General features: G+C 66.5%; 17 protein-coding genes. 8 read left to right on the top strand and 9 right to left on the bottom strand.

The genetic code is table 11. The annotated features are described in order from the left end of the window. The first annotated feature begins 14 nt into the window (after positions 1 to 14). Both BBSC_RS08730 and BBSC_RS08725 read left to right on the top strand, forming a co-directional pair. Positions 15 to 1,652, top strand: coding sequence for a bifunctional folylpolyglutamate synthase/dihydrofolate synthase (locus tag BBSC_RS08730; protein WP_033519646.1), 1,638 nt, complete (start codon positions 15 to 17; stop codon positions 1,650 to 1,652). A 21-nt stretch (positions 1,653 to 1,673) separates the two neighbouring features. Then, positions 1,674 to 5,453, top strand: coding sequence for an AAA family ATPase (locus tag BBSC_RS08725; RefSeq protein WP_033519645.1), 3,780 nt, complete (start codon positions 1,674 to 1,676; stop codon positions 5,451 to 5,453). Between the two features lie 125 nt (positions 5,454 to 5,578). Here BBSC_RS08725 and BBSC_RS08720 read toward each other — a convergent pair whose 3' ends face one another. From BBSC_RS08720 to BBSC_RS08710, 3 genes are all read right to left on the bottom strand, one after another. Further along, the gene (locus BBSC_RS08720; RefSeq protein WP_046725985.1) at positions 5,579 to 7,162 is read right to left on the bottom strand and encodes a peptide ABC transporter substrate-binding protein; all 1,584 of its coding nucleotides are present in this window, start codon (positions 7,160 to 7,162) and stop codon (positions 5,579 to 5,581) included. A gap of 234 nt (positions 7,163 to 7,396) precedes the next feature. Continuing rightward, positions 7,397 to 8,398: a lipid II:glycine glycyltransferase FemX gene (locus BBSC_RS08715; protein WP_033519643.1), complete on the bottom strand. Its 1,002-nt coding sequence runs from the start codon at positions 8,396 to 8,398 to the stop codon at positions 7,397 to 7,399. A gap of 47 nt (positions 8,399 to 8,445) precedes the next feature. Beyond that, a complete protein-coding gene (locus BBSC_RS08710) occupies positions 8,446 to 10,035 on the bottom strand; it encodes a UDP-N-acetylmuramoyl-L-alanyl-D-glutamate--2,6-diaminopimelate ligase (protein WP_033519642.1) in 1,590 nt (529 codons plus the stop codon). 57 nt (positions 10,036 to 10,092) lie between these two features. Between BBSC_RS08710 and BBSC_RS08705 the strand changes: the two genes are divergently transcribed. After that, positions 10,093 to 10,848: a sigma-70 family RNA polymerase sigma factor gene (locus BBSC_RS08705; protein ID WP_046725984.1), complete on the top strand. Its 756-nt coding sequence runs from the start codon at positions 10,093 to 10,095 to the stop codon at positions 10,846 to 10,848. 433 nt (positions 10,849 to 11,281) lie between these two features. On the opposite strand, the gene BBSC_RS14490 is transcribed toward BBSC_RS08705, so the two are convergent. The 3 genes from BBSC_RS14490 to BBSC_RS08690 all read right to left on the bottom strand — a co-directional run bounded on the left by BBSC_RS14490 (position 11,282) and on the right by BBSC_RS08690 (position 13,633). After that, positions 11,282 to 11,356, bottom strand: a complete 75-nt coding sequence (locus BBSC_RS14490) for a 50S ribosomal protein bL37 (protein WP_003817083.1) — start codon at positions 11,354 to 11,356, stop codon at positions 11,282 to 11,284. A gap of 101 nt (positions 11,357 to 11,457) precedes the next feature. Further along, complete coding sequence (locus BBSC_RS08695; RefSeq protein WP_033519641.1) at positions 11,458 to 12,402, bottom strand: aldose 1-epimerase family protein; 945 nt, start codon at positions 12,400 to 12,402, stop codon at positions 11,458 to 11,460. Positions 12,403 to 12,676: 274 nt separating this feature from the next. Beyond that, a complete protein-coding gene (locus tag BBSC_RS08690) occupies positions 12,677 to 13,633 on the bottom strand; it encodes an aldose 1-epimerase family protein (protein ID WP_033519640.1) in 957 nt (318 codons plus the stop codon). Between the two features lie 196 nt (positions 13,634 to 13,829). On the opposite strand from BBSC_RS08690, the gene BBSC_RS08685 reads away from it, so the two are divergent. From BBSC_RS08685 to BBSC_RS08675, 3 genes are all read left to right on the top strand, one after another. Then, positions 13,830 to 14,822, top strand: a complete 993-nt coding sequence (locus tag BBSC_RS08685) for a 4-hydroxy-3-methylbut-2-enyl diphosphate reductase (protein WP_033519639.1) — start codon at positions 13,830 to 13,832, stop codon at positions 14,820 to 14,822. Between the two features lie 453 nt (positions 14,823 to 15,275). Further along, positions 15,276 to 15,791, top strand: a complete 516-nt coding sequence (locus BBSC_RS08680; protein ID WP_033520085.1) for a helix-turn-helix domain-containing protein — start codon at positions 15,276 to 15,278, stop codon at positions 15,789 to 15,791. Continuing rightward, positions 15,791 to 16,645, top strand: coding sequence for an IS3 family transposase (locus tag BBSC_RS08675; RefSeq protein WP_081893131.1), 855 nt, complete (start codon positions 15,791 to 15,793; stop codon positions 16,643 to 16,645). Before BBSC_RS08680 ends, BBSC_RS08675 begins: the two co-directional genes overlap by 1 nt. 147 nt (positions 16,646 to 16,792) lie before the next feature. Here the strand turns inward: BBSC_RS08675 and ybaK are convergent, their stop codons facing one another. From ybaK to BBSC_RS08660, 3 genes are all read right to left on the bottom strand, one after another. Further along, positions 16,793 to 17,302 (bottom strand): Cys-tRNA(Pro) deacylase, encoded by a 510-nt coding sequence (ybaK, locus tag BBSC_RS08670; protein WP_033519276.1) that lies wholly within the window; start codon positions 17,300 to 17,302, stop codon positions 16,793 to 16,795. 415 nt (positions 17,303 to 17,717) lie between these two features. Continuing rightward, positions 17,718 to 18,776, bottom strand: a complete 1,059-nt coding sequence (gene gap, locus BBSC_RS08665) for a type I glyceraldehyde-3-phosphate dehydrogenase (RefSeq protein ID WP_033519275.1) — start codon at positions 18,774 to 18,776, stop codon at positions 17,718 to 17,720. 174 nt (positions 18,777 to 18,950) lie between these two features. Then, positions 18,951 to 19,676, bottom strand: coding sequence for a thiamine diphosphokinase (locus BBSC_RS08660; RefSeq protein WP_033519274.1), 726 nt, complete (start codon positions 19,674 to 19,676; stop codon positions 18,951 to 18,953). A gap of 350 nt (positions 19,677 to 20,026) precedes the next feature. Here BBSC_RS08660 and BBSC_RS08655 point away from each other — a divergent pair, with 350 nt between their 5' ends. Both BBSC_RS08655 and infC read left to right on the top strand, forming a co-directional pair. Continuing rightward, positions 20,027 to 21,694 carry a spermidine synthase gene (locus tag BBSC_RS08655; RefSeq protein WP_033519273.1) on the top strand — a complete coding sequence of 556 codons (1,668 nt, stop codon included), beginning with the start codon at positions 20,027 to 20,029 and terminating at the stop codon, positions 21,692 to 21,694. Between the two features lie 384 nt (positions 21,695 to 22,078). Beyond that, the gene (gene infC, locus BBSC_RS08650; RefSeq protein WP_033519272.1) at positions 22,079 to 22,780 is read left to right on the top strand and encodes a translation initiation factor IF-3; all 702 of its coding nucleotides are present in this window, start codon (positions 22,079 to 22,081) and stop codon (positions 22,778 to 22,780) included. Positions 22,781 to 22,791 lie beyond the last annotated feature (11 nt).

Below are 22,791 nucleotides of genomic sequence, written 5' to 3'. Positions count from 1 at the left end.
AAACAGAGGATCACATGTCTTTCGAGCATCCGAACCGCAACAACGAGACCATTCGCGACGTGGAGCGCGACATCATGCGCCGCCCGCCCGAGCACAACACGACGAATATGGATCTCGACCGGATGACGCTCATCCTCGACCTGTTCGGCCACCCGGAGGAGTCGTTCCGCGTGATCCACATCACCGGCACGAACGGCAAGGGCTCCACCGCGCGCATGGCCGAGGCGATCTGCCGTGCGTACGGCATGCGCACCGGCCTGTACACCTCGCCGCATCTGGAACGCATCAACGAGCGCATCGCCATCGACGGCCAGGAGCTGAGCGACGACGATTTCGTCGACTCCTGGGACCAGATCAAGGACATCGTCGACCTGGTCGACGCGCGGATGGAGGAGCAGGGCAAGCCGCGGATGAGCTTCTTCGAGGTGCTCACCGCCATGGCGATCTGGAAGTTCGCCGACGCCCCGGTCGACGTGGCCATCGTCGAGGTCGGCATGGGTGGCCTGCAGGACGCGACCAACGTGCTGAACGCCGACGCCGCCGTCATCGGCCCGATCGACATGGACCACATGCAGTGGCTCGGCGACACCGTGCAGAAGATCGCCGAGCAGAAGGTCGGCATCATCAAGCCCGGCTGCACGGCCGTGATCGGCCGCCAGCCGCACGAGGAGGAGGTCATGCCGATCATCGAAGAGGCGGCGCGGCGCAACGGCGCGACCCTGGTGCGCGACGGCTACGAGATGGAGGTCGGCGGCCGCACGCCGGCGGTCGGTGGGCAGATCGCCACGCTGACCACGCCGATGGGCCGTTACGAGGACGTGCCGATCGCGAAGTTCGGCGAGCATCAGGCGCACAACGCGCTCGCGGCGCTCGCCGCGGCCGAGGCGGTCATCCCCGTGTCCGGCGCGCTGGACGGCGAACTGGTCGCCGAGGCGCTGGGCGGGGTCAAGGTGCCCGGCCGCATCGAACAGGTCCGCACCTCGCCGACCATCATCATCGACGGCGGCCACAACGTGAACGCCGCCGAGGCGCTGCGCGCGGCCATCGAGGAAAGCTACGACTTCCAGCAGCTGGTCGGCGTGGTCGCCATGATGGGCGACAAGCAGGTCGAGGAGTATCTCGGCGTGCTCGAGCCGATCCTGAGCCACATCGTCGTCACCGAGAACTCGTGGCGCGACCGCGTCATGCCCGCCGAGGACCTGGAGAAGATCGCCGTCGGCGTGTTCGGCCCCGACCGCGTGACCCGCGTCGACTCGCTGCCGGACGCGATCCAGGCCGCCGTCGACATGGTCGACGTCGACGACGAGCTGGGCGTCGGCTACGGCCGCGGCGTGCTCATCTGCGGCAGCTTCGTGACCGCCGGCGACGCGCGCGTGCTGCTCAAGGAGCGGATGAACCCGGATCTGGCCAAGCCGAAGGCCGACCGTGTCGAGCCGAACCTCGGCGGGGCCGCCGCGCCCAAGGCGGACGAGGACGCCGCCGACCGCGACTTCGACTCCGACGCGAACCCCGATTTCCTCGAGGACGACTTCGGCGACTTCGGCCTGTCGAAACTTGCGCAGGAAGCCGCCCAGGAGGAGGCCCAGGGGCACGGCCGGCACGGCGACGAGGCGGACGGCGGCCCGGCCGCCGGCGCCGGAACCGACCGGTAACGCGGCCGACGGACGATCCGCATGTATCTCAAGGAACTCACGCTCAGGGGCTTCAAGTCCTTCGCGTCGGCGACCACGCTGCGCTTCGAGCCGGGGATCACGGCCGTCGTCGGTCCCAACGGCTCGGGCAAGTCGAACATCGTCGACGCCCTGACGTGGGTGATGGGCGAGCAGGGCGCGAAGAACCTGCGCGGTACCTCGATGGAGGACGTGATCTTCGCGGGCACCTCGTCGCGCCCGCCGCTCGGCCGCGCGCAGGTGTCGCTCACCATCGACAACACGGACCGCACGCTGAACATCGACTACACGGAAGTGACGATCTCGCGCACGATCTTCCGCAACGGCGGCTCCGAATACGCGATCAACGGCTCGACCTGCCGTCTGCTCGACATCCAGGAACTGCTGAGCGACACCGGGCTGGGCCAGCAGATGCACGTGATCGTGGGCCAGGGGCGCCTCGACGCGATCCTCAGGGCCGATCCGAGCGGGCACCGCGCGTTCATCGAGGAGGCCGCCGGCATCCTCAAGCACCGCAAGCGCAAGGAACGCGCGCTGCGCAAGCTGGCGAACACCGAGACGAACCTGTCCAGACTGGACGACCTGCTTGGCGAGATCCGCCGCCAGATGGGGCCGCTTGGCCGCCAGGCGCGCATCTCGCGGCGGGCCGAAAGCATCCAGGTCTCGTTGCGCGACGCGCAGTCGCGGCTCTACGCCGAGGACGCCGTCCGCTCCATGCAGCGCCGCGATCAGGTGCGCGCCGAACTGACGTCGGTGCGCGCCGAACTGGCCGGAGCCCAGCGCGAGCTGGCGCAGGTCAAGCTGCGCATCGAGCAGGTCGAGGCGATGAGCTCCGAAGCGTCCCCGGCCATCGCGCGGGTCAACCAGTATTGGCACGACCTGTCGCGCATCCAGGAACGGCTGCGCTCGCTGGCCTCGCTGGCTGAGGAGCGCGGGCGCTCGCTGGAGGGCCAGGTGGTCACCGCCATGGGCGAGGACCCGGAACTGCTGTCGAAGCGCGCGGACGAGCTCGACGCGCAGGCGGGTGGCCAGCAGCGGCGCGTATCGGACGCACGGCTCGCGCTCGACAGGGCCACCGAACAGCGCGCCGACGACGAGAAAAAGCTCGCCTCGGTGCGCCAGACGATCACCGAGCTGCGCCGCACCACGCAGGAGCGTGAGGCGAGGATCGCGAATCTGCGCGAGCTGATCGCCCGCGAGGAGTCGGCGGTGCAGCTGGAACAGACCAGAAGCCGCGACTTCGCCTCGCAGCGGGACGGTCTGGCGGCCCAGCGCGACCAGTCCGCAACGCAGCGCGACGCGCTGGAACGCGAATCCGAGATCGGAGCCGCCGACGACGGCGCCGAGGCGCTGGCCGAGGCCCGCAGCGCGCTGGCCGATCGGCAGGACGCCCTGAACGCCGTGGAGGACCGGCGGCGTGACGTCGATGGCAAGGTGATCTCGCTGCAGGCCAAGGCCGATGCCCTGAACGACACCCTGGACAGCCGCAACGCCTCCGGGTCGCTCGAACGGGACGCCGGGGTCGGCGCGCTGGGGCGCATCGCCGACTTCCTGCATGTGGCCGATGGCTGGGAAGAGGCTGTGGCGCACGCGCTCGACGCGTTCGCCGGCGCGATCGTCGTGCCCGGCGAGGGGCAGATGCGCCACGCGCTCGACCGCGCGCGCGAGGACCGGCTCGGCAAGGCCGTGGTGCTCACGCCGCTGGCCGGTGACGGCGGCGAGTCCGCCGGTGGCAAGGATACCGATGATGAGGCCGGTGACGGCGATACCGGTGTCGGCATCGATCCGCGCAGCGCTGCGGCCTTGGTGACGGCGAACCCCGGCGCTGCGGCCGATCCCGGCATCGTGGACGGGGTCGTGCGGGCCGTGCGGCTGCTGCTCGCCGACGTCGCCGCGACCGATACGCTGGATGAGGCGATCGACGCCGTGCGCGCCGGCGGCAAGGAGGGCGAGCCGCGGTTCGCGCAGGCGGTCACCAAGGCGGGGGAGATCGTCAATCCGGTAGGCGCCGTCGGCGGGTCATCGCTGTCGCAGAGCGACCTGTCCTTGGCGGCGCGCCGCGACAAGGCGCTGCAGCAGGCCAAGGCGCTGCGGGAGCAGTCCGGCGAACTGGCCGCGCAGGTCGATCAGGCGCGAGCCGAACGCGACCGGGCGAGGCTCGCCGTGGATCAGGCCGCGACCAAGCGTACCGAGGCGCGGCTGAAGGCCGAGCAGACCGCCAAATCGTTGCGGGCCTCCACCGATCGCGTCGCCTCGTTCGAGCGGCAGATCAGCGCCTTGGACGGCAAGATCAAGGCGTCGCGCGAATCCCGGGAATCGCATCAGCTCAAGGTCGACGATCTGAACCGGGCGCTCGAGGCAGCCCAGGCCGGCGGCGGCGATCATGTCGATTCGGACGAGCTCGCCGAGCGGGAACGCGGCCTCGAGCGCGCCTTGAACGCCACGCGCGAGCAGGAGACGACGGCGAAGATCGCGTGGACCGAGGCGAGCCGCAAGGCGGAATCCCTGTCCCGCCAGTCCGGTTTGCTGCGCGATCAGGCGAAGGAGGCCGCGGCCAGGCGCGAGCGCATCACGGCGCTGAACGAGCAGCGCCGCGCGCAGGCCGAGCGCACGCGCCGCATCGCCTCGGACGCGCAGGCCGTGGCCGAGCTGGTCGGGGGCGCCCTCGCCGAGACCGCCGCCAAGCGCGATGCGTTGCAGGCGGACGCATCCAGCCATGACGAGGAGCTGAAGGAACTGCGCGCGCAGCGCAACCGGATCGAGCCGAAGGTCAGCGATCTGGTCGCGCGCGAGCATGTGCTTGACGTGAACCGCGAGCGGCTCGCCGCCGAATACGGCCAGATCACGCAGCGGATCGCCGACGATCTGGGCGTGGACGTGGACGCGCTGATCCGTGACTACGGTCCCGACCAGCCGGTGCCGGTGCTCGACGACAACGGCCGGCCCGTGCCGCTGGAGACGGGGGAGCCCGGTGAGGACGACGGTGCGGATGGCGCGGAGCGCGCGGCGGGCGTGAGCGGCGGCGCCGGCGGCTCCGTGACGGACACCGCAGCGAACACCGCAGCGAACACTGAGGCGGACGGCGTATCCGGCGTCGCCGAGCGCTATGAGACCGTGCCGTATGTGCGCGCCGAACAGTCCAAGCGTCTGGAGAAGGCGCGCCGCGATCTGGCCGCTCTCGGCAAGGTCAATCCGCTGGCCACCGAGGAATACGACGCGCTGCAGACGCGCAACCAGTACCTCAACGACCAGCGCAACGACGTGGCCAAGTCGCGCGATGACCTGATGCAGCTCATCAGGGATCTCGACGCAACGATGGTCGAGGTGTTCTCCAGCGCGTTCGAGGATACGGCGGCCGCGTTCGAGCGCGTATTCGCCACGCTGTTCCCCGGGGGAACGGGGCGGCTGCGGCTGGACAACCCGCAGGATATGCTCACCACCGGCGTGATCGTCGAGGCGAGCCCGGCCGGCAAGCGCGTCAAGCAGCTGAGCCTGCTGTCCGGCGGGGAGCGGTCGCTGACCGCGCTGGCGCTGCTGTTCGCGATCTTCACCGCGCGCCCGAGCCCCTTCTATGTGATGGACGAGGTCGAGGCCGCGCTCGACGACGTGAACCTGACCCGTCTGATCAATGCGTTCAACCAGCTGCGCGAGCACGCGCAGCTCATCATCATCACGCACCAGCAGCGCACGATGTCGATCGCCGACGCCTTGTACGGCGTCACGATGCGCGCCGACGGCATCACCGCCGTCGTCAGCCAGAAACTCGACCGCGGGGAGGCATAGCCGGGCATGGTGCGCGGGGCAGATATACGAATGGGGGCCTCCTCGCACGAGGAGACCCCCATTCACAAGTTGTGGCTCCCCTCAACGAGGGGAGCCAGATTATGCGGATCGCTATTCCGCAGACATCACTGCTTGGTCATGTCGCGGTAGAGCGGGCTGTTCTGCCAGTTGAACTCGAAGTTCTTCAGGTCCTTGTTGGCCACGCCGTTGGCGTTGGTGTAGAACAGCGGCACGGTCGGCAGATCCTGCAGCAGGATCTCCTCGGCGGCCTGGTAGTCCTTGATCGCGGCATCCGTGGAGGATTCCGCGTTGCCCTTGGCCAGCAGCGCGTCGAAGTCCGGGTTCTTGTAGTCGCCGGTGTTCGCGCCGTTGCCGTCGGCCGCGGCGGTGGAGTACAGCGAGGTCAGGTAGTTCTCCACGGACGGGTAGTCCGGGGACCAACCCATGCGGTGCGGCTTGTGCAGCGTGCGGCCGTCGGTCACATCGCTCAGCTCGGAGCTGGTCGGGAAGATCAGAGTGGCCGCATCGATGCCGAGGGTGTTCTTGATCGAGTTGATCACCGCGTCATAGACGTCCTTCAGGCCGCCGTCGGAGTTGTACGCGATCTCGAACTTGCCGCTCCACGGCGAGATCTTGTCGGCCTCGGCCCACAGTTCCTTCGCCTTGTCGGGGTTGTACTTGAGCACGTCGGCGCCCTTGAGGGAGTCGGAGTGGCCGTTGATGGCCGGCGCGGAGAAGTCGGTGGCCGGCGTGCACAGGCCCGCCATGATCTTGTCGCAGATGTTCTGGCGGTTGATGGCCATCGAGATGGCCTGGCGGCGCAGCTGGCCCTCCTTGCCGGGGCCGAAGTGCGGGTAGTCCTGCGTGATCACGAACATGGTGATCGAGGAGCCGGGCTCGTTGTAGACCTGCACGCCCTTCGCGGTCTTCAGGCTGCCGGCCACGGAGGAGGGGACGGTGTCCATCACGTCGAGGTTGCCGCTGAGCACGTCGGCGTAGGCGGCCTGCGGGCTGGTGTACAGCATGAAGTTCACGCCGTCGTTCTTGGCGGGGAAGCTGCCCTTGTAGTCGGGGTTCTTCACCACGTCGATTTCCTTGTTGTGCTCCCACTTCTTGAACTTGTACGCGCCGTTGCCGACGGGGTTCTCACCGAAGGCCTTCGGGTCCTTGTAGAAGGATTCGGGCAGCGGGGCGAAGCCCGTGTAGCCGACCTTGATCGGGAAGTTGGAATCCGACGTGCTCAGATCCACGGTGAAGGTGTGGTCGTCGACGACCTTGAGGCCCTCAAGCTGCTCGTCGGAGGCCACGCCCTTCTGCTGGACCTTGTCGTAGCCCTTGATGTTCGAGAAGAAATTCGCGTTGATCTGGGCGTTGGTCACGTTGGCGGCGTAGCTCCACGCCTTGGTGAAGGACTCGGCGGTCACCGGCGTGCCGTCGGTGAACTTCCAGCCGTCCTTGATGGTGATGGTGAACTGGGTGGCGTCGTCGTTCGACTTGATCTCCTTGGCCACCTCGTTGACCGGCTTGCCCTTGGAGTCGAAGGCCACGAGCTGCGAGAAGATCAGGTCAAGCACCTTGCCGCCCGTGGTCGAGTTCGTGTTGCCCGGCAGCAGGCCGGAGGCCGGTTCCGCATTCATCGCGGTGATGGTGTTGCCGGCTGAGGCGTCGGCGCCCTTGTTGCTGGATGATCCGCAGCCGCCCAGCGCCATCGCGAGGCTCGCGACGGCGCTGGGCGGCCATGACTTTACGGTGATTCTTCACCATGGATTACTCCTTTCGGGTATTGCTCTCCATATCAACACATGTCTTACGCCTGTCATGAGTCATATAGATTACGACACGGAGGAATTCATGGAAAAACCAATAAAGAACGGTAAATAATTACCCCGAATCGTCCGTATGGTGGATGATTCAGGGAGAACGGGGGTGGCAGGGGTGCCGGATCAACCGCGGCGGAGGCCCTTGCGCACCTTCTGCAGAGCGGTAAGCGAGGCATAGAAGGCCTTCTTGACCGGCACGTCGCGCGCGGGCGGCACCGGCGTGACCTCCTCGGTGAATTTGGTCTTGAATTCGTTAAGACCCTTAAGAGAAGGGGCGAAATCGCTGCCGATGCCCATCAGATCGTAGTCGGTGATGCCCTGTGTGCCCAGGATGCAGCACTCCTGATACAGCAGCTTGTCGGTCACGTGCAGGCGCATGACCTCGGAGCGCATGCCCGCGTAGTAACGCACGGCGCGCGTGCCGTTCACCGTCACGATCGACCAGGCCACCACGCGCCCGTCGATGCGCGCCGCGAACACGCGGCAGTGCTCGGCTCCCAGCGCGGCGATCATGTCGGCATAGTCGCTCATCGGCGCCGGCGTGAACCCGTCGCGCTGCCCGGTTTCGACCATCACGTCGTAGCATTCCGAGAAATCGGCCATCGCCTTGTCGGTCTCGTCGGCGCACGCGGCCGGGCATTCGCGCAGCGACTTGCGCACGTCGCGGCGGCCGCGGCGCTTCATGCGCGACAGGATCGCGTCGTCGCCGCCGGTCACGTCGATCACCACGGTCTGGTCGTACGGCACGGTGGACAGCACCTGCGTGGTGCCTGCCTCGAACCAGGTGTCGACGCGCAGGAACGCCACATGCTTGTCGCGGGATTTCACGACCTCGCGCAGCGCGTCCAGCACCGCGAGCTCCTCCGCCTCGTCCGGCTTGGCGATCCACGCCGGGCCGTGCACGGAACGCAGGTAGTGGTAGCCGTGCGTCTCGAAATCGATCAGCGAGATGAAGGCGACGACCTCGCCGTCGCGTTTGACCAGATAGGCGCCCCACGGCGTGCGCCCCTCGATGTCGGCCTGATACGCCGCCCATACGGCGGTCTGTTCGATGGGCAGGTTGACGCCGCGTTGCGCGGCTGCCGCTTCCATGTCGGCGGGGGTGACGGCTTCCAGCGTGATCATAGTGCTCCTTGCTTTGACTGGTGACGATAGTAGTACGTGCCGTGCCGTCAGGCCGCCCGACCGGGCTCGCGCCCGATGCCGAGCAGACGGGTGACGACGCGGTCGTCGCCCTCGTACGGCGCATGCTTGCCTTCGACCTTGATCCAGCGTTCCTCGCCCTTGCCGATGACCAGCAGGATGGTCAGCCGGCCGGCGTGCGCGCGGGCGTCGTCCACCGCGGCTTCGATGGCCTTCGCCCGGTCGAGCTCGATGTCGCAGGCGACGTGCGGGTTGGTGATGTGGCCCTGCATCTCGTGGAGGATGTCGATCATCGGCTCGGCGACCGTATCCTCCGAAGTGAGGATGATGCGGTCGGCATGGTCCTGCACACCCTTGATGATGCCTTCGCGGCGGTCCACGGCCTTGTCGCCGACCGACCCGGTGACCACGACGATGCGCGGGTCGCGGTCGCCGTACTTGCGCAGCACGAACTCCATGAGCGTCTTCGTGCTCACGTAGTTGTGCGCGTAGTCCACATAGGCGACGATGTCGCCGGACTGATAGTGCTCCATGCGCCCGGCGATGCGCACCCGCTCGAGCGCGGTGAAGGCCGGCGACCCGGCCGGCACGCCGACAGCGCGGGCCAGGCCGATCGCGGCTGCGGCGTTCGCCGCGTTGAACGAGCCCTCCAGTTCGAGCGTGAAGTCGCCGACCGTCTCGCCGTGGTCGCGGAACAGATAGCCGTGCTCCGGGCCGGCATCGGGGGCGGCTGTGATGTCGGCCGCGGTGTTGCCGGCGGTGTCGTCGGTGCCGTTCCCGCCGGCTCCGTGCAGTGCGAAGGTGACGAGGGGAACCCCGGCGGCGCTGGCGTCCTGCCGGATCAGATCGGCGTGGTCGCAGTCCGCGTTGAGCACGAGCGTGCGGCAGTTGCGGGTCAGCTGGCGCTTGCAGTACAGGTAGTCCTCGAAGGTCGGGTGCTCGATCGGGCTGATATGGTCGGGGGAGATGTTGAGGAACGCCCCCGCGTCGAAGGTGAGGCCGTACACGCGCTCGACCTTGTAGGCCTGCGAGGAGACCTCCATGACCAGATAGCGCATGCCATTGTCGAGCGCCTCGCGCATCATGCGGAACGCGTCGAGCGATTCGGGCGTGGTCAGGTCGGATTCGACCCAGGTGCGCCCGTCGAGGCAGTTGTCGAGCGAGGAGAACAGCGCCGCCTTGCCGCCGGAATAGGCGGCGAGCACTGCCTGCGTGAAGTAGGCTGTGGTGGTCTTGCCCTTCGTGCCGGTGATGCCGATCACGGTCAGCTCGTCCTGCGGGCGCCCGTAGAACTCGGCGGACAGCAGGCTCATCGCGCGGCGTACGTCGTTGACGATCAGGCCGGGCGCGGCCGTGGCGGCGGAGAAATCGGTCTCGGCGACGTAGGCGGCCAGGCCTCGCCCGTCGATGCCGTCGAGATAGGCGGCCTTGAAGCGGCCCTTGCAGAACAGCAGTGTGCCTTCGGCCGCCTGGCGCGTGTCGTAGGTGACGGCGGCGAACGGACGGTCGGCGCCGGCGATGTCGCCCGCGTCCATCGTCCATGTCGCGCCTTCGATGATTTCCCGCAGCAGCCCGTGTCGGGCCAGCAGATCGGCCGCGGATCGCAGAGTCAAAGCCATATCGATGTTCTCCCTTGTTAGCCGAAAGCCATTCTACCGTTAGAATAGGGAACCGTGATGAATGAGCGGGGCGAAACCGTAGCCGAGAAGCGGGCGCGCTTCGAACGGCTTGCCATGCCTGCCGTCAACGCGCTGTACCGGCAGGCGATGAAACTCACCAACAATACCGAGGACGCGCAGGATCTGGTGCAGGACACCTTCGAACGCGGGTTCAAATCCTTCGATTCCTTCGAGCCCGGGTCCAACTTCGAGGCATGGATGACCACGATCGAGCGCAACGCGTACTTCAACCAGTACGCCAAAGCCAAGCGCAGCCCGCAGCGGGCCAACGACTCGACCGGGGAATACGACGACTGGGACATCTATTCGGCGTCCGAGCGCTCGCCCGAAGGGCTGAAATCCGCGGAGCAGGAGTATCTGGACACCTTCGCGCCCGAGGAGATCATGGCGGCGCTGTCCAAGCTGTCTCCCGAGCGGCGGCAGGTGTTCATCGACACGGCGATCGACGGCAAGACCTACCAGCAGGTCGCCGACGAGCAGGGCGTCAAGATCGGCACGGTGATGAGCCGGCTCAGCCGCGCGCGCACGCAGCTCAAACGAGAGTTGGCCGCGTATGCGAGGGAACGTGGGTACGGCCAGCAGGCCACCCGATCCTCGGGCGGCGACGGGGGTGACGGGACGGATCATTCCCGATATTCACTATCCGCGAAGCATGACAACGACGGCGATAACGGTGATAATGGGAGTAAGGAGCGCGGTGCCGAGGTTCGCGCGGGCGGTACGGCGGCACGCAAGGGAAAGGATCGGTCATGAACGGGCAGGTAGAGCGGTACAGCCGCGTTTCCGTCACCCGTGCGGATGGCGTCGTCACCCATGCCGACATCACCCATGTGCAGGTGCGGTTCGCCGTCTCTCCGGCGCCTGACGCCGAATGCGCCGAGACGCCCGGTGCCGCGAACGGAGCCGTATCCGGCGGTGCCGGCGTCGCGGCGGCGGGTGAAGCCCCCGATGCATCCCCCGTATCCCCGGGCGACTGCTTCGATCCGGATTCCTGCTGCGACGAGCGGGAAAAGGCACTGATCGCCGCGCTGCGCGCCTATCTGCGCCCGGCTGCGGCTCCCGAATGCCTGCTGCGCCGCCTGCGCGAGACGCTCGACCACTGCTGCTGCGAGGATCGCGGAACCGACGAAAAAAGCCCCGCGGAACCGTTGTTCCGCGGGGCTTCGTGCGTTATTGACGCGACAGATCAGGCGTTCGGGCGCTTGCCGTGGTTGGCGGCCTTCTTGCGACGATCCTTGCGCTTACGTCCGCGCATGCCCATGATGGACTCCTTTACTCACGATTAATAAGCCTACGAGATTATCACACATCCTAGCGACGTTCTCAAGCCGCACGTCCGTCGGCGGCGTCGCGGGGCGGGATTCAGGAGCGCCGGGCCCGGATGGTGACGACCGTGGCGTAGTCGTCGCCCGGCTTGAGCACGACCAGATCCTTGCCGGTGCGGAAGGCGTCGGCGTAGGCGGTCATCGGCTCGACGGCGACGCCGGGCTGGCGCACCGGCTCGCCGATCTCGTTGCCGGTGCACACCTGCCACGAGTTGATGGTCTTGTCGCCGGTGATCGTGACCGCGATGCCGTCGGGGCGGGTGAAGACTGCGGAGGTGGATCCGTCGGCGCCGCGATCCGTGATGTCGGTCCAGGCGTCGTCGAAGCCGCGGCCCTTCAGGCTCGGGCCGTCGTTGAGGTCGTAGATGCCGGCGACTGGTTCCTCGCCGGTCGGCAGCAGGTGCTCGTCCACGGTGACGTGCATGGCGCAGTGCAGCTCGAGGCGGCACTCCTCGTTGTCGGCGGTGATGGCCGGGCCGCGGGACCGCTTGCCGTTGGCCAGCCACGGGTGGATGCCGAAGGCCCACGGCGCGTTCACGGAATCGTTGTTGTGCACGGTGAAGGTCTCCGTCAGGCCGTTGTCGTCCAGCGCGTAGGTGGCGGTGACGGTGATGTCGAACGGGTAGCCGGCGATGTCGGGGGAGCGCCAGGAGAGCGTGACGTGGGACTCCTGCAGGTCCTCGAGCTGCCACATATGGCGGTAGGCATAGCCGTGCAGCGAGGACTGGCGGTCGAACTCGTCGATCGGCATCTGGTAGTCCACGCCTTCGAAGGAATACTGGCCGTTGGTCACGCGGTTCGGATACGGGGCCAGCACCCAGCCGTTGCAGCAGGGGATGACCTTGTCGGGGTCGAACGGGACGATGATGTCCTCGCCGCGCCACTTGAGCTCGCGCAGGCTCGCTCCCAGTTCGGTGACGACGGCGCTCCACTCGCCGGATGCGATGGCGTACTGATTGCCGGTGCGGGGCTTGAGCACCATAATGCACACTCCTTTGTGAAATGCGATTGTTACCGCTCACAATGGTACCGCAAACGCCCCGTGACGTGGCGGGGCGCGGCACCGGCGGAATCGGGTTCCTTCCGCTTCCCGGTTTTGTCGGTCCCTCTGTCAAGACAACGCAAGGCGATTCCTGCGTTCCTTGGCTCCCCTCCATGAGGGGAGCCGTCACGCAGTGGTCGAGAGAAGCATGCCCGCAGGCGCTGCGTGGCAGGCCCCGCTGCCGCATGCTCCCCAGAGAGAAGGCTCGCGGCGGTTACTTCGCGCTCACCTCGTAGCGCACCACGGTGGTGTAGTCGTCGCCGGGGGCGATCGTCACCAGATGGTCGCCGGTGCGGAAGGCGTTGGCCGGCGCGGTCATCGGCTCGACGGCGATGCCGTACGGGTGCTCGGCGAACGGGGCGCCGGTGGCGGTGTAGCACTGCCATGCGTTGATGGTCGCGTCGCCGATGAGCTTTACCTCGATGCCGTCGGGGCGGGTGAACGTGGTGGTGGTCGTGCCGTCGTCCGCGCGGTCCACATCGACCCAGGCGTCGTCGAAGGAGCGGCCCTCGAGCGTCGGGTCGTCGTTGAGGTCGTAGATGCCGGCGACCGGCTCCGTGCCGGTGGGGATCAGCGCCTCGTTCACGGTCACGTGGCTGGCGGCCTTGATCCGCAGGCGGCAGGCGGCGGAATCGGCGTCGCGCTCGGCGGAGGTCGCGCCCTGCTTGCCGTTGGCCAGCCACGGGTGCAGGCCGAGGGCCCACGGCGCCGGTTCGTCGCCGTCGTTGCGGGCGTTGACGGTCACGGTCAGGCCGTTGCCGTCCAGCGTGTAGGTCACGGTCACGGTCACGTCGAAGGGGTAGCCGTCCAGGTTGGGGAAGCGCAGCGAGAGCGTCACGCTGCTGTCGGTGAGCGATTCGAGCTTCCACATGTAGTGGTAGGCGTAGCCGTGGTTCGCGTTGTTGCGCGGCGCGGGGTGGTACTCGTTGACCGGGGCGCAGTAGTGCTTGCCGTTGAAGTCGTATTCGCCGTTCTCGATGCGGTTCGGCCACGGCGCCAGCACGTAGCCGTTGCAGGTCGGGGTCAGGTCGTCCGGGCCGAACGGGCAGAAGATCTCCTTGCCGGCATGGTCGAAACGGCGGATCTTCGCCCCGAGCTCGCAGATCACGGCCGAGTAGTCGCCATAGTGAATCGAATACTGATTGCCGGTGCGCGGCGTCTTGTTCGTCATGGAATCACTCCCGTAGTGTGAATGGCCGATAACCGTTGTTATCGCTATCAGTCTAGCGCGGCCTTGACCTGAGCGCGCGGGCGACGTCGTTCGCCAATGGCGGACGAATCCGTGGTTTCGGCATAGCCGCGCCGGTGCGCGTCGCGGCGGATGGTATCTTGTGAACGATGGGATCGTGCGGAGAAAGGGATGCGATATGACGAAGCGAATCGTGCTGGCGGACCCCCGCGGCTTCTGCGCCGGCGTGGACCGGGCGATTCTCACCGTGCAGACGATCCTCAAGGCCTCCGGGGGAGCCGATCGCGCCGACGGTCTGCCGCCGGTGTACGTGCGCCGCCAGATCGTGCACAACCGCCACGTCGTCGAGGATCTGGCCTCGCAGGGCGCGGTGTTCGTGCAGGAGCTCGCCGAGATACCGGACGAGGCCGCTGCCGCCGGCGTGCCGATCGTCTTCTCCGCGCACGGCGTGTCGCCGAGCGTCAAGGCGGAGGCCGACGCCCGCGGCCTGCATGTGGTCGACGCGACCTGCCCGCTGGTGAGCAAGGTGCACCGCGAGGTGCTGCGGTTCGTGCGCGAGGGGTACGAGATCGTCTACATCGGCCATCGCGGCCACGACGAGGCGGTCGGCGTGGTGGGGGAGAGCCCCGAGCACGTGCATCTGATCGAGCACGCGGACGATGTGGACACGCTGGATTTCACGCCGGACACGAAGCTGGTGCTGCTCACGCAGACCACGCTGAGCATCGACGAGACCTCCGGCACGATCGCGGCGCTCAAGGCGCGCTTCCCGTGGATCAAGGAGCCGCCGAGCTCCGATATCTGCTACGCCACGTCGAACCGTCAGGCGGCGGTGAAGCTGGTCGCCGAGCAGTCCGACTGCGTGGTGATCGTCGGTTCCGCCAACTCGTCGAATTCCGTGCGGCTCATGGAGGTCGCGCAGGAGGCGCTCGCCGGGCGCGGCACGGCGCATCGCGTCGACGATGCCGCCGAAATGGAGGAATCCTGGTTCGACGGCGTCGGCGCGGTCGGCGTCTCTTCGGGCGCGTCCGTTCCCGACGCGCTGGTTGCTGGCGTGATCGACGCGCTCAAGGACCGCGGATTCACCGAAGTCTCCACCGTGGAGACCATCAAGGAGAACATGCACTTCGTGCTGCCCGCCGAACTGCGCAAGCAGCCTGCGCGCGCTTAGTGGTCCGTCCCGCGCATAACGGAGTGGTTCAGGCTGGGCTGGTATCCCCGTGACCTGCCCATAGCATTGCACGACGCGCACGCCCCGCCGGACGGATGATCCGTTGGGCCGTCCGCGGCAGTGCGCGAAGTGCACCCCCGCCGGCGGGGTCTGTCGGCGAAGCCGACTGGGGGCGGCCGGAAACACTGCAGCGTCGTACATCCGACTACTGGCGTCCTGCATCATTGATTCATTGGTTATATTCGGCTCCCCTCGCTGAGGCTGAGCCGTGAAGCAAACAGCAGAGCTGTTGGTAGGTGAAGGCGAGCCGACAGGATGCGGCCGCAAGGCCGTCCTTGATTGCGGGGCTGTCGGAGGAGCAGCTCGTCCCCACAACTGGCTCCCCTCTCTGAACTGCACCCTGATTGTTGGACTGGAGTAATTCATGTTTGATGATTGGAGGTGTGGTTTTCTGTGTGTGCAGATCGCAGGCGTCGGTATGATGATGCTTTCAGGTGTTCGGTGGCCGCCCTGTTTGGTGAGGGGTTGGGTTACAAGGCCGCGGCGCGTCGGGTTGGCATGCCGGTGATGACCGCGAAGAAATGGTCGCTGGCGTATCGGGTCGGCGGACGGGAGGCGCTTATGGCGAAACGCGGGGGCAACAGGAGCTATGACTGGGACACGAAGGTCGCGGCCGCGCGCGATCACGTGGACCGGGGAGTGGCGAAGTCCGTGGTGATGGAGCGGTACGCGATCGCGTGCGTCACGACGTTGGAGGCCTGGTGTCGTGCGTACCGGGCCGGCGGGGCCGAGGCGCTCAGACCGGGACGCAGGGGCAGGCCCAGGGGATCGGGGCCGAGGCCGGAGCCGGATCCGACGCCCGAGGGGGCGTTGCGGGAGGAGAACGAGTTCTTGCGGGCGAGGGTCGCATACCTGGAAAAAGCATTGGCCCTGCCGGCCTCGAGATCACCAACCGGGAGAAAACGGTGATCGTTTCGGCGCTGGCGGGGCTTGGCCATCCGCTTCCGCTCCTGCTGAGGGCCGCGGGACTGGCGAGGAGCACGTACTACTACCACCGGTCCCATCCCGAGCGGGTCACCAGGCCCGACATCGAGCCGTTGGTCGATGAGGTGTTCCACCGCACGCCCAACGGGTGCGGGCACCGGCAGGTGCGCATGTGCCTCGTGAACGAGTTCGGCGTGACGGTGAGCTCCAAGAGCGTGCTCAAGGTCATGCGCCGCATGGGCCTGGAGTGCGTCATACGCCGGCCGAACCCCCACCGCGGGTACAGCTCCTATCGGGGCGAGGCGGGCGCGAAGCCGCCGAACCTGCTGGAACGCGACTTCGCGGCCGACGCCCCGTGGGTGAAGCTGGGCACGGACGTCACCGAGTTCAGGGTCGCCGGCGGCAAGGCGTACCTCGCGCCCGTGTACGACATGGGCTCGAAGGAGATCGTCGCCTGGGACGTGAGCCGTCATCCCGATCTGGCCCAGCAGAAGCGCATGCTGGCCATGCTCGAGACCCGTCTTCCCGAAGGCGTGTCCCCGATCCTGCACTCGGACATGGGCTGGCAGTACCAGCACTCCTGGTGGCGGGCCCGCCTGGAGGAACTGGGCATCCGCCAGTCGATGAGCCGCAAGGGCAACTGCCTGGACAACGCCGCGACCGAGCAGGTGTTCGGCCACCTCAAGGACGAGTTCTGCATCGGGCGCGAGTTCGCCTCCTTCGAGGAATTCAGGACCGGGCTGGACGCGTACATCGTCCACTGGAACACCAAACGACGCCAGGCGAGACTCGAGGGACGCACCCCGGAGGAATTCCGCAACACGTTCCCCACCGCTTGACCGGGTACCCTATAAATAAACCACGTCCAACAAATGGGGCACAGTTCACTCCTGAGGGGAGCTGTCCGCGGAGCGGACTGAGGGGAGCGCATGCGAGTCAGCCGCATGCCGGAGATGCAGTCAACAAACATGCGGCATGCGTCTCACTCACCACGTGCCGATCGGCGCGGCGACGGCGTCGAGCACCTTGAGCAGGTCCTTGGGATCGATGCCGATCGAGAACCCGCGTTTGCCTCCCGACAGCAGGATGCGGTCGAACTGCAGGGCGCTTTCATCCAGGACGGTCTTGTGATGCACTTTCTGGCCAAGGGGCGAAATGCCGCCGACCACATAGCCCGATTCGCGCATGGCCACTTTCGGATCGGCCATGGTCGCCTTCTTGGCGCCGGCCGCGGCGGCCAACGCCTTCAGATCCATATGGCCGCTGACCGGCACCACGCCGACCACGCGTTCCGAACCGGTGTCGGCCATAAGCGTCTTGAACACCTGATGCTCGTCGAATCCGAGCTTGGTGGCCGCCTCCACGCCGTAGCCGTCCTCCATGTGATCGTTCGAATGTTCGTACTCGTAGGTTTCGAACGGCACCCCGGCCTGTTCCAGCTGCACGGTGGCCGGCGTGGACCCTTTGCCCTTCTCATGCTTCGATTTGTGTCCCATGGCGTCCATCATAATCCGCGCGGCCGCCTACCCGTTTGGTGCCGTCGGCCACCTGTTCCCCGTGCCGAAAAGATATTTCGGCGTAAAAAGTATCCGAGAACCAACCTGTTACCCAACCGTTTTCTACGCCAAAGGGCGTTCTGGCGTTGAAAGTGTCCGAGAACCACTGTGTTACCCAACCGTTTTCTACGCCAAAGGGCGTTCTGGCGTTGAAAGTGTCCGAGAACCACTGTGTTACCCAACCGTTTTTTACGCTGAAGAGCGTTCTGGCGTAGAAACTGTCCGAGAACCGTTTTGTTACCCAACCGTTCTCTACGCCGAGGACCCTTTCCGGGGGCGCCAGATGCCGGCGGCACGCAAAAAGGGCCTTCCCCGTCGGGGGAAGGCCCGTTAGTCAAGCGCTAGCGCGCGAGGCTCACTCGGAGATCTCGGCGAAGTACTCGAGGGTGCGCACCATGTTGGAGGTGAAGCCGTACTCGTTGTCGTAGAAGGCAACGGTGCGGGCCATGGTCACGCCGTCAACGGTGTTGACATCGGTCTGCGTCGGATCGAAGACGCCACCGTGGGTGTCGCCGATGATGTCGCCGGAGACGATGCCGTCCTCGTTGTAGCCGTAGTACGGGGTGTCGGAGAAGGCTTCCTTGAACGCGGCGTTGATCTCGTCGACGGTGGCCGCCTTCTCAAGCACGGTGGTCAGCTCGGTGATGGAGCCGTCCGGAACCTGCACGCGCTGGGCGTGGCCCTGCAGCTTGCCGTTGACCTCCGGCACGACCTTGCCGATGGCCTTGGCGGCACCGGTGGAGTGCGGGATGGTGTTGATCGCGGCGGCGCGCAGGTCGCGGCCGCTCTTCTTGCCGCGCGGGCCGTCGAGGATCATCTGGGTGCCGGTGTAGGCGTGCACGGTGGTCATGAAGCCGACCTTGATGCCCCACTTGTCGTTGAGCAGCTTGACCATGGCGGCCATGGAGTTGGTGGTGCAGGAGCCGGCGGACACGATGTTGTCCTCGGCCTTCAGGATGTCATGGTTCACGCCGAACACGACGGTCGGGGTGGTGGCGTCCTTGGCCGGGGCGGAGATCAGGACCTTCTTGGCGCCGGCGTTCAGGTGGGCCTGGGACTTCTCGGCGGAGGTGTAGAAGCCGGTGCACTCGAGCACGAACTCGACACCGTCGTTCTTGACCCACGGGATGTTGTTCGCGTCCGGCTCGGCGTACACCGGGTACTCCTTGCCATCCACGACGATGGCGGAGTCGGTCGCCTTGACGTCGACCGGGGTGCCATCAGCGTGCTTGAAGGTGCCGTGGGTGCTGTCGTACTTGAGCAGGTAGGCCAGAGCGGACGGCGAAGTCAGATCGTTGATGGCGGTGACTTCGATGTCGCCGGCCTCGCCGCCCTTCTGCTGAAGGTCAAAAATGCGGCGGAACGCGAGACGACCGATGCGACCGAAGCCGTTGATACCAATCTTAACTGTCATGTAATTCTCCCTTGTAGGGTGACCCCGCGCGCATTGGAACACATGGGGCCATTGTTTACCAACACAGCCCACTCTAATGCCTCGCCTGTACTTCCGGCAACGTTTTGCGGGCGTGTTTCCACGAATGGATGTTGGGTTTGTGAGCGCTCACACTCCACTGCCCCGCCGATGCCGCTATTCGCGCACCAGTATCGGGGAGACATCCGTGTCGAGCGCGCCGAGATCGCCGGTGAACCCGTGGTACCGCGTCACTTGGGGCGTCGGGGCCTCCAGCGGGAAGGTGACGATCAGCGTGCCGCTGCGCACGCTGATCGCGGAGGGCACGCCCTGCCGGAATTCATTGCTCACGCCCTGTACGGTATCGCTGTGCAGCGTGCCGTCGGCCAGCTCGTATTTGAGCCCCGGCTCGTCGACCCCGGTCGACGTGTCGGAATGCGAGAACACCGACACCATGCGCCCGGGGGCCACGTCGTTCGCCGGGAACGCAAGCCTGCCGTCGCAGATGGCGGTCACTATCGTGCCGTCGCCGTGCAGGAACCCGATGCCGCCGTGGTGGGCGAGCAGGGCCGTGAGCTGGATGGCGGAGATCGAATGGTCGATGCGCCCGCCCAATGCGCCATAGATATGGAATTCGCGGCAGCCGTGCGACCAGCCGATCTTCAGCGCGCTGAGCAGGTCGGGGTCGTCCTTCTCGCTCGGCAGCGCGATCGTGTGGTCCGTGTCGGTCGGCTTCGCGCCCTGCAGGGAGTCGAAGTCGCCGATCACCACGTCGGCGGTGACCCCCAGCGCCCGTGTATGGTCCAATCCGCCGTCGGCAGCGATCACGAACGCGCCCGCGGGCACCGTCGGTTCGTCGGCGTAGTACTCGCCGGCCCCGAAAATCACGCATATCTGATCCATACCCATGCACTGTAGCGCCAGGTATGCGTTTCTTAGGCACATCCGCCATGTGTTAGGCAGGCGGGTCCGAACGCCCGGGCCGCCACGCGCGGGATTCCAACGACGGCGAGCCCCGATGCGCGGTGCCGCATGCCTGGGAAACGACAGATGTGCCTAAGCAACGGGCGGCGGGAACTTCCGCGGGGAACTCCAGCGAGCCCCCGCCGGATCGCCGGCCACCGCCCAAGGCGCGCGGGCAGGCGCGCGGGAATACCCGCGGAGCGGCCGGGCGCGCAGGCTCGCGATGGGCGCGCAATGGGCAAACCGGCTGATAGTCTCGCGGAAGAACGGCATGGAGTTTGGAGGATGCGATGGCGAAAGCGGCGGACAACACGGGCGAACGGCCGATCCTGAAGTCGAAGATCTTCCTGTACGTCACCGAATTCTTCTCCGGCATGGCCGTGATGGCCGCCGAACTGGGCGCGTCGCGTCTGCTCGCCCCCTATTTCTCCAGCTCGCAGATCGTGTGGACCATCATCATCGGCACCATCATGATCGCGCTCGCCCTGGGTGCGGTGTTCGGCGGGCGATGGGCCGACAAGGACCCGAACCCCGACAAGCTGTACTTCCGCATCCTCGTCGCCGCCGTGTGGATCGCGCTGATCCCGCTGGTCGGCAAGTACCTGATCATCCTGATCTCGGGGCTGCTCATCGTCACCGTGTCGACCAACTTCCTGGTGATCGCGGCGTTCGCCAGCTGCATGATCATCTTCGTGCCGCCGCTGTTCCTGCTCGGCACCGTGACGCCCGGGCTCAACAAGTTCGCCACCGACTCGCTCGAGAACAACGCCTCGGTGGTCGGCCGGCTGTCCGCGTGCAACACGGTCGGCTCGATCCTCGGCACCTTCCTGCCGACCTTCGTGACGATTCCCGCGGTCGGCACCTTCGTCACCTTTCTGATCTTCTCCGGCCTGCTGCTGGCCCTGCCGATCGTGTACTTCTTCGCCGCGAAGGCGCGGCGCGTCGTCTGCGCGGTCTCGGTCGCGGTCTTCGCCGCGTCGGCCTGCGTCTCGCCGCTGACCGGATTCGCGTTCTGGGAGAACCGATCGACCATCGCCTACGAGGGCGAGTCGATCTACAACTACCTGCAGGTCAAGAACCTCTCCGACCGCACGATCCTGTCCACCAACGTCCTGTTCGGCGTGCAGTCCGTCACCATGAAGGACAAGGGGCTGACCGGCATGTACTACGACACCGCGCTCGCGGCGCCGGCGCTCGCCAGCCATGCCGACTCCGCGCTGATCCTCGGCATGGGAACCGGCACGTACGCCCGCCAGCTCAGGCAGTACTATCCCGACATGCGGGTGACCGGCGTGGAGATCGACCAGAAGATCACCGACCTGGCGGGCAGGTACTTCGACGAGCCGTCCGACATCGAGGTGTCGACGTACGACGGCCGCGCATGGCTCGCCGCCAGCGAGAACACGTACGACGTGATCATGGTCGACGCCTATCAGGACATCACGATCCCGTTCCAGATGAGCTCCGCCGAATTCTTTGATCTGGTCAGGAGCCACCTCAATCCGGGCGGCGTGATGGTCGTCAACATGAACATGATCTCCGATGGGCGCGGGTCGATCAACGAGGCGCTCACCGATACGATCTCGTCGGTGTTCGGCTCGGACGCCGTGTGCACGGCGGATGTACCGGGCACCACGAACCGCGAGCTGTTCGCCAGGAACGCCGGCGGCTTGGGGGACATGGCCGGCCTGTCCGATCCGGCCGCGCTGGAATCCGCGGCGTACGACCGCACGCACAGCCACGAGCTGGCCTCGACGATGGCCGACGTGGCCGGCCGGATGCAGGCGGTCGACGATCCGGCCGAACGGGCGGACGCCACGATCCTGACCGACGACAAGGCGCCCGTCGAGGTGCTCGGCATGCGCGCCATCGACAACATCATCGCCGAGGAGGCCGGCCCCTACCGCGAGCTGCTGAAAACCGAGGGCATCGCCGGCCTGCTCAAGGCCGTGCAGTGAGCGTGCAGTGAGATCGCATCGGCGCGGCGCCGTGGATGCCGGGGGCGCCGACACGCCGGCGTGTGCCGCCATGCGCCGCCGCGCACCGCCGCGCGATACCGCGACACGCGCGGGTCCCGGGCTGTGGTATTATCTAGAAGGCTTGAGAAATCAAGAAAGCGGGGTAACCCCACCTGGAAGCCTGTTATGGCCTCGGGTTCAAGGCAAGAGCCTTTGCGTTCCGGCTGCAATGCGCCGGGCGCGTGCATATTGGCAGTCGGCGTTCCGCCCATGCGGAGAACGGCCGGTCGGTATGCGTGTTCGGAGTGCGCCCGGGGCGCCGTCCGAGTTCTGCCATGAATCCGCGACTCGTGCAGTCCGTCCATGTGGTCCCGCTGAGGAAACATGAGGATTGGAGTCATCATCAGCGACGAACCACGCATTAACGACGAGATTCGCGTCTCCCAGGTGCGCCTGATCGGCCCTAAGGGCGAGCAGGTCGGGGTCATCGCGACCTCCGTCGCACTGAACCTGGCCAAGGAAGCGAACCTCGATCTCGTCGAGGTGGCACCCAACGCGAAGCCTCCGGTCGCCAAGCTCATCGATTACGGCAAGTTCAAGTACAACGAGAAGATCAAGGCCCGCGAGGCCCGCCGCAATCAGAGCACCGCGGAAATCAAGGAGATCCGCTTCCGCCTGAAGATCGACGATCACGACTTCGAAGTCAAGAAGGGGCATGTGACGCGCTTCCTGAACGGCGGAGACAAGGTCAAGGTCACGATCATGCTGCGCGGCCGCGAGCAGTCCCGCCCGATCGGCGGCGTGGAGCTGCTGCAGCGGCTGGCGGACGACGTGCAGGAGTACGGCACCATCGAATCCGCCCCGAAGCAGGAGGGCCGCAACATCATCATGACGCTTGCGCCCAAGGGTAAGAAGGTGCACACCCAGTCCGAGCAGCGTCGTCGCGGCGATCAGTCGCGTGCCGAGCGTCAGGCCCGTCAGGCCGCCCGTCTGGCCGCCAAGCAGGAGGCCCAGGCTCAGGCCGCGGCCGATGCGAAGACCTCCGTCAACGGCACCGAAGACAACACGACTTCCGAAATGAAGTAACCAACAAGGAG

The organism is Bifidobacterium scardovii JCM 12489 = DSM 13734 (assembly GCF_001042635.1).
GTDB classification, from domain to species: domain Bacteria; phylum Actinomycetota; class Actinomycetes; order Actinomycetales; family Bifidobacteriaceae; genus Bifidobacterium; species Bifidobacterium scardovii.
The sequence above is the reverse complement of the archived record's forward strand: the minus strand, read 5'-3'. Positions and strand labels throughout refer to the sequence as shown.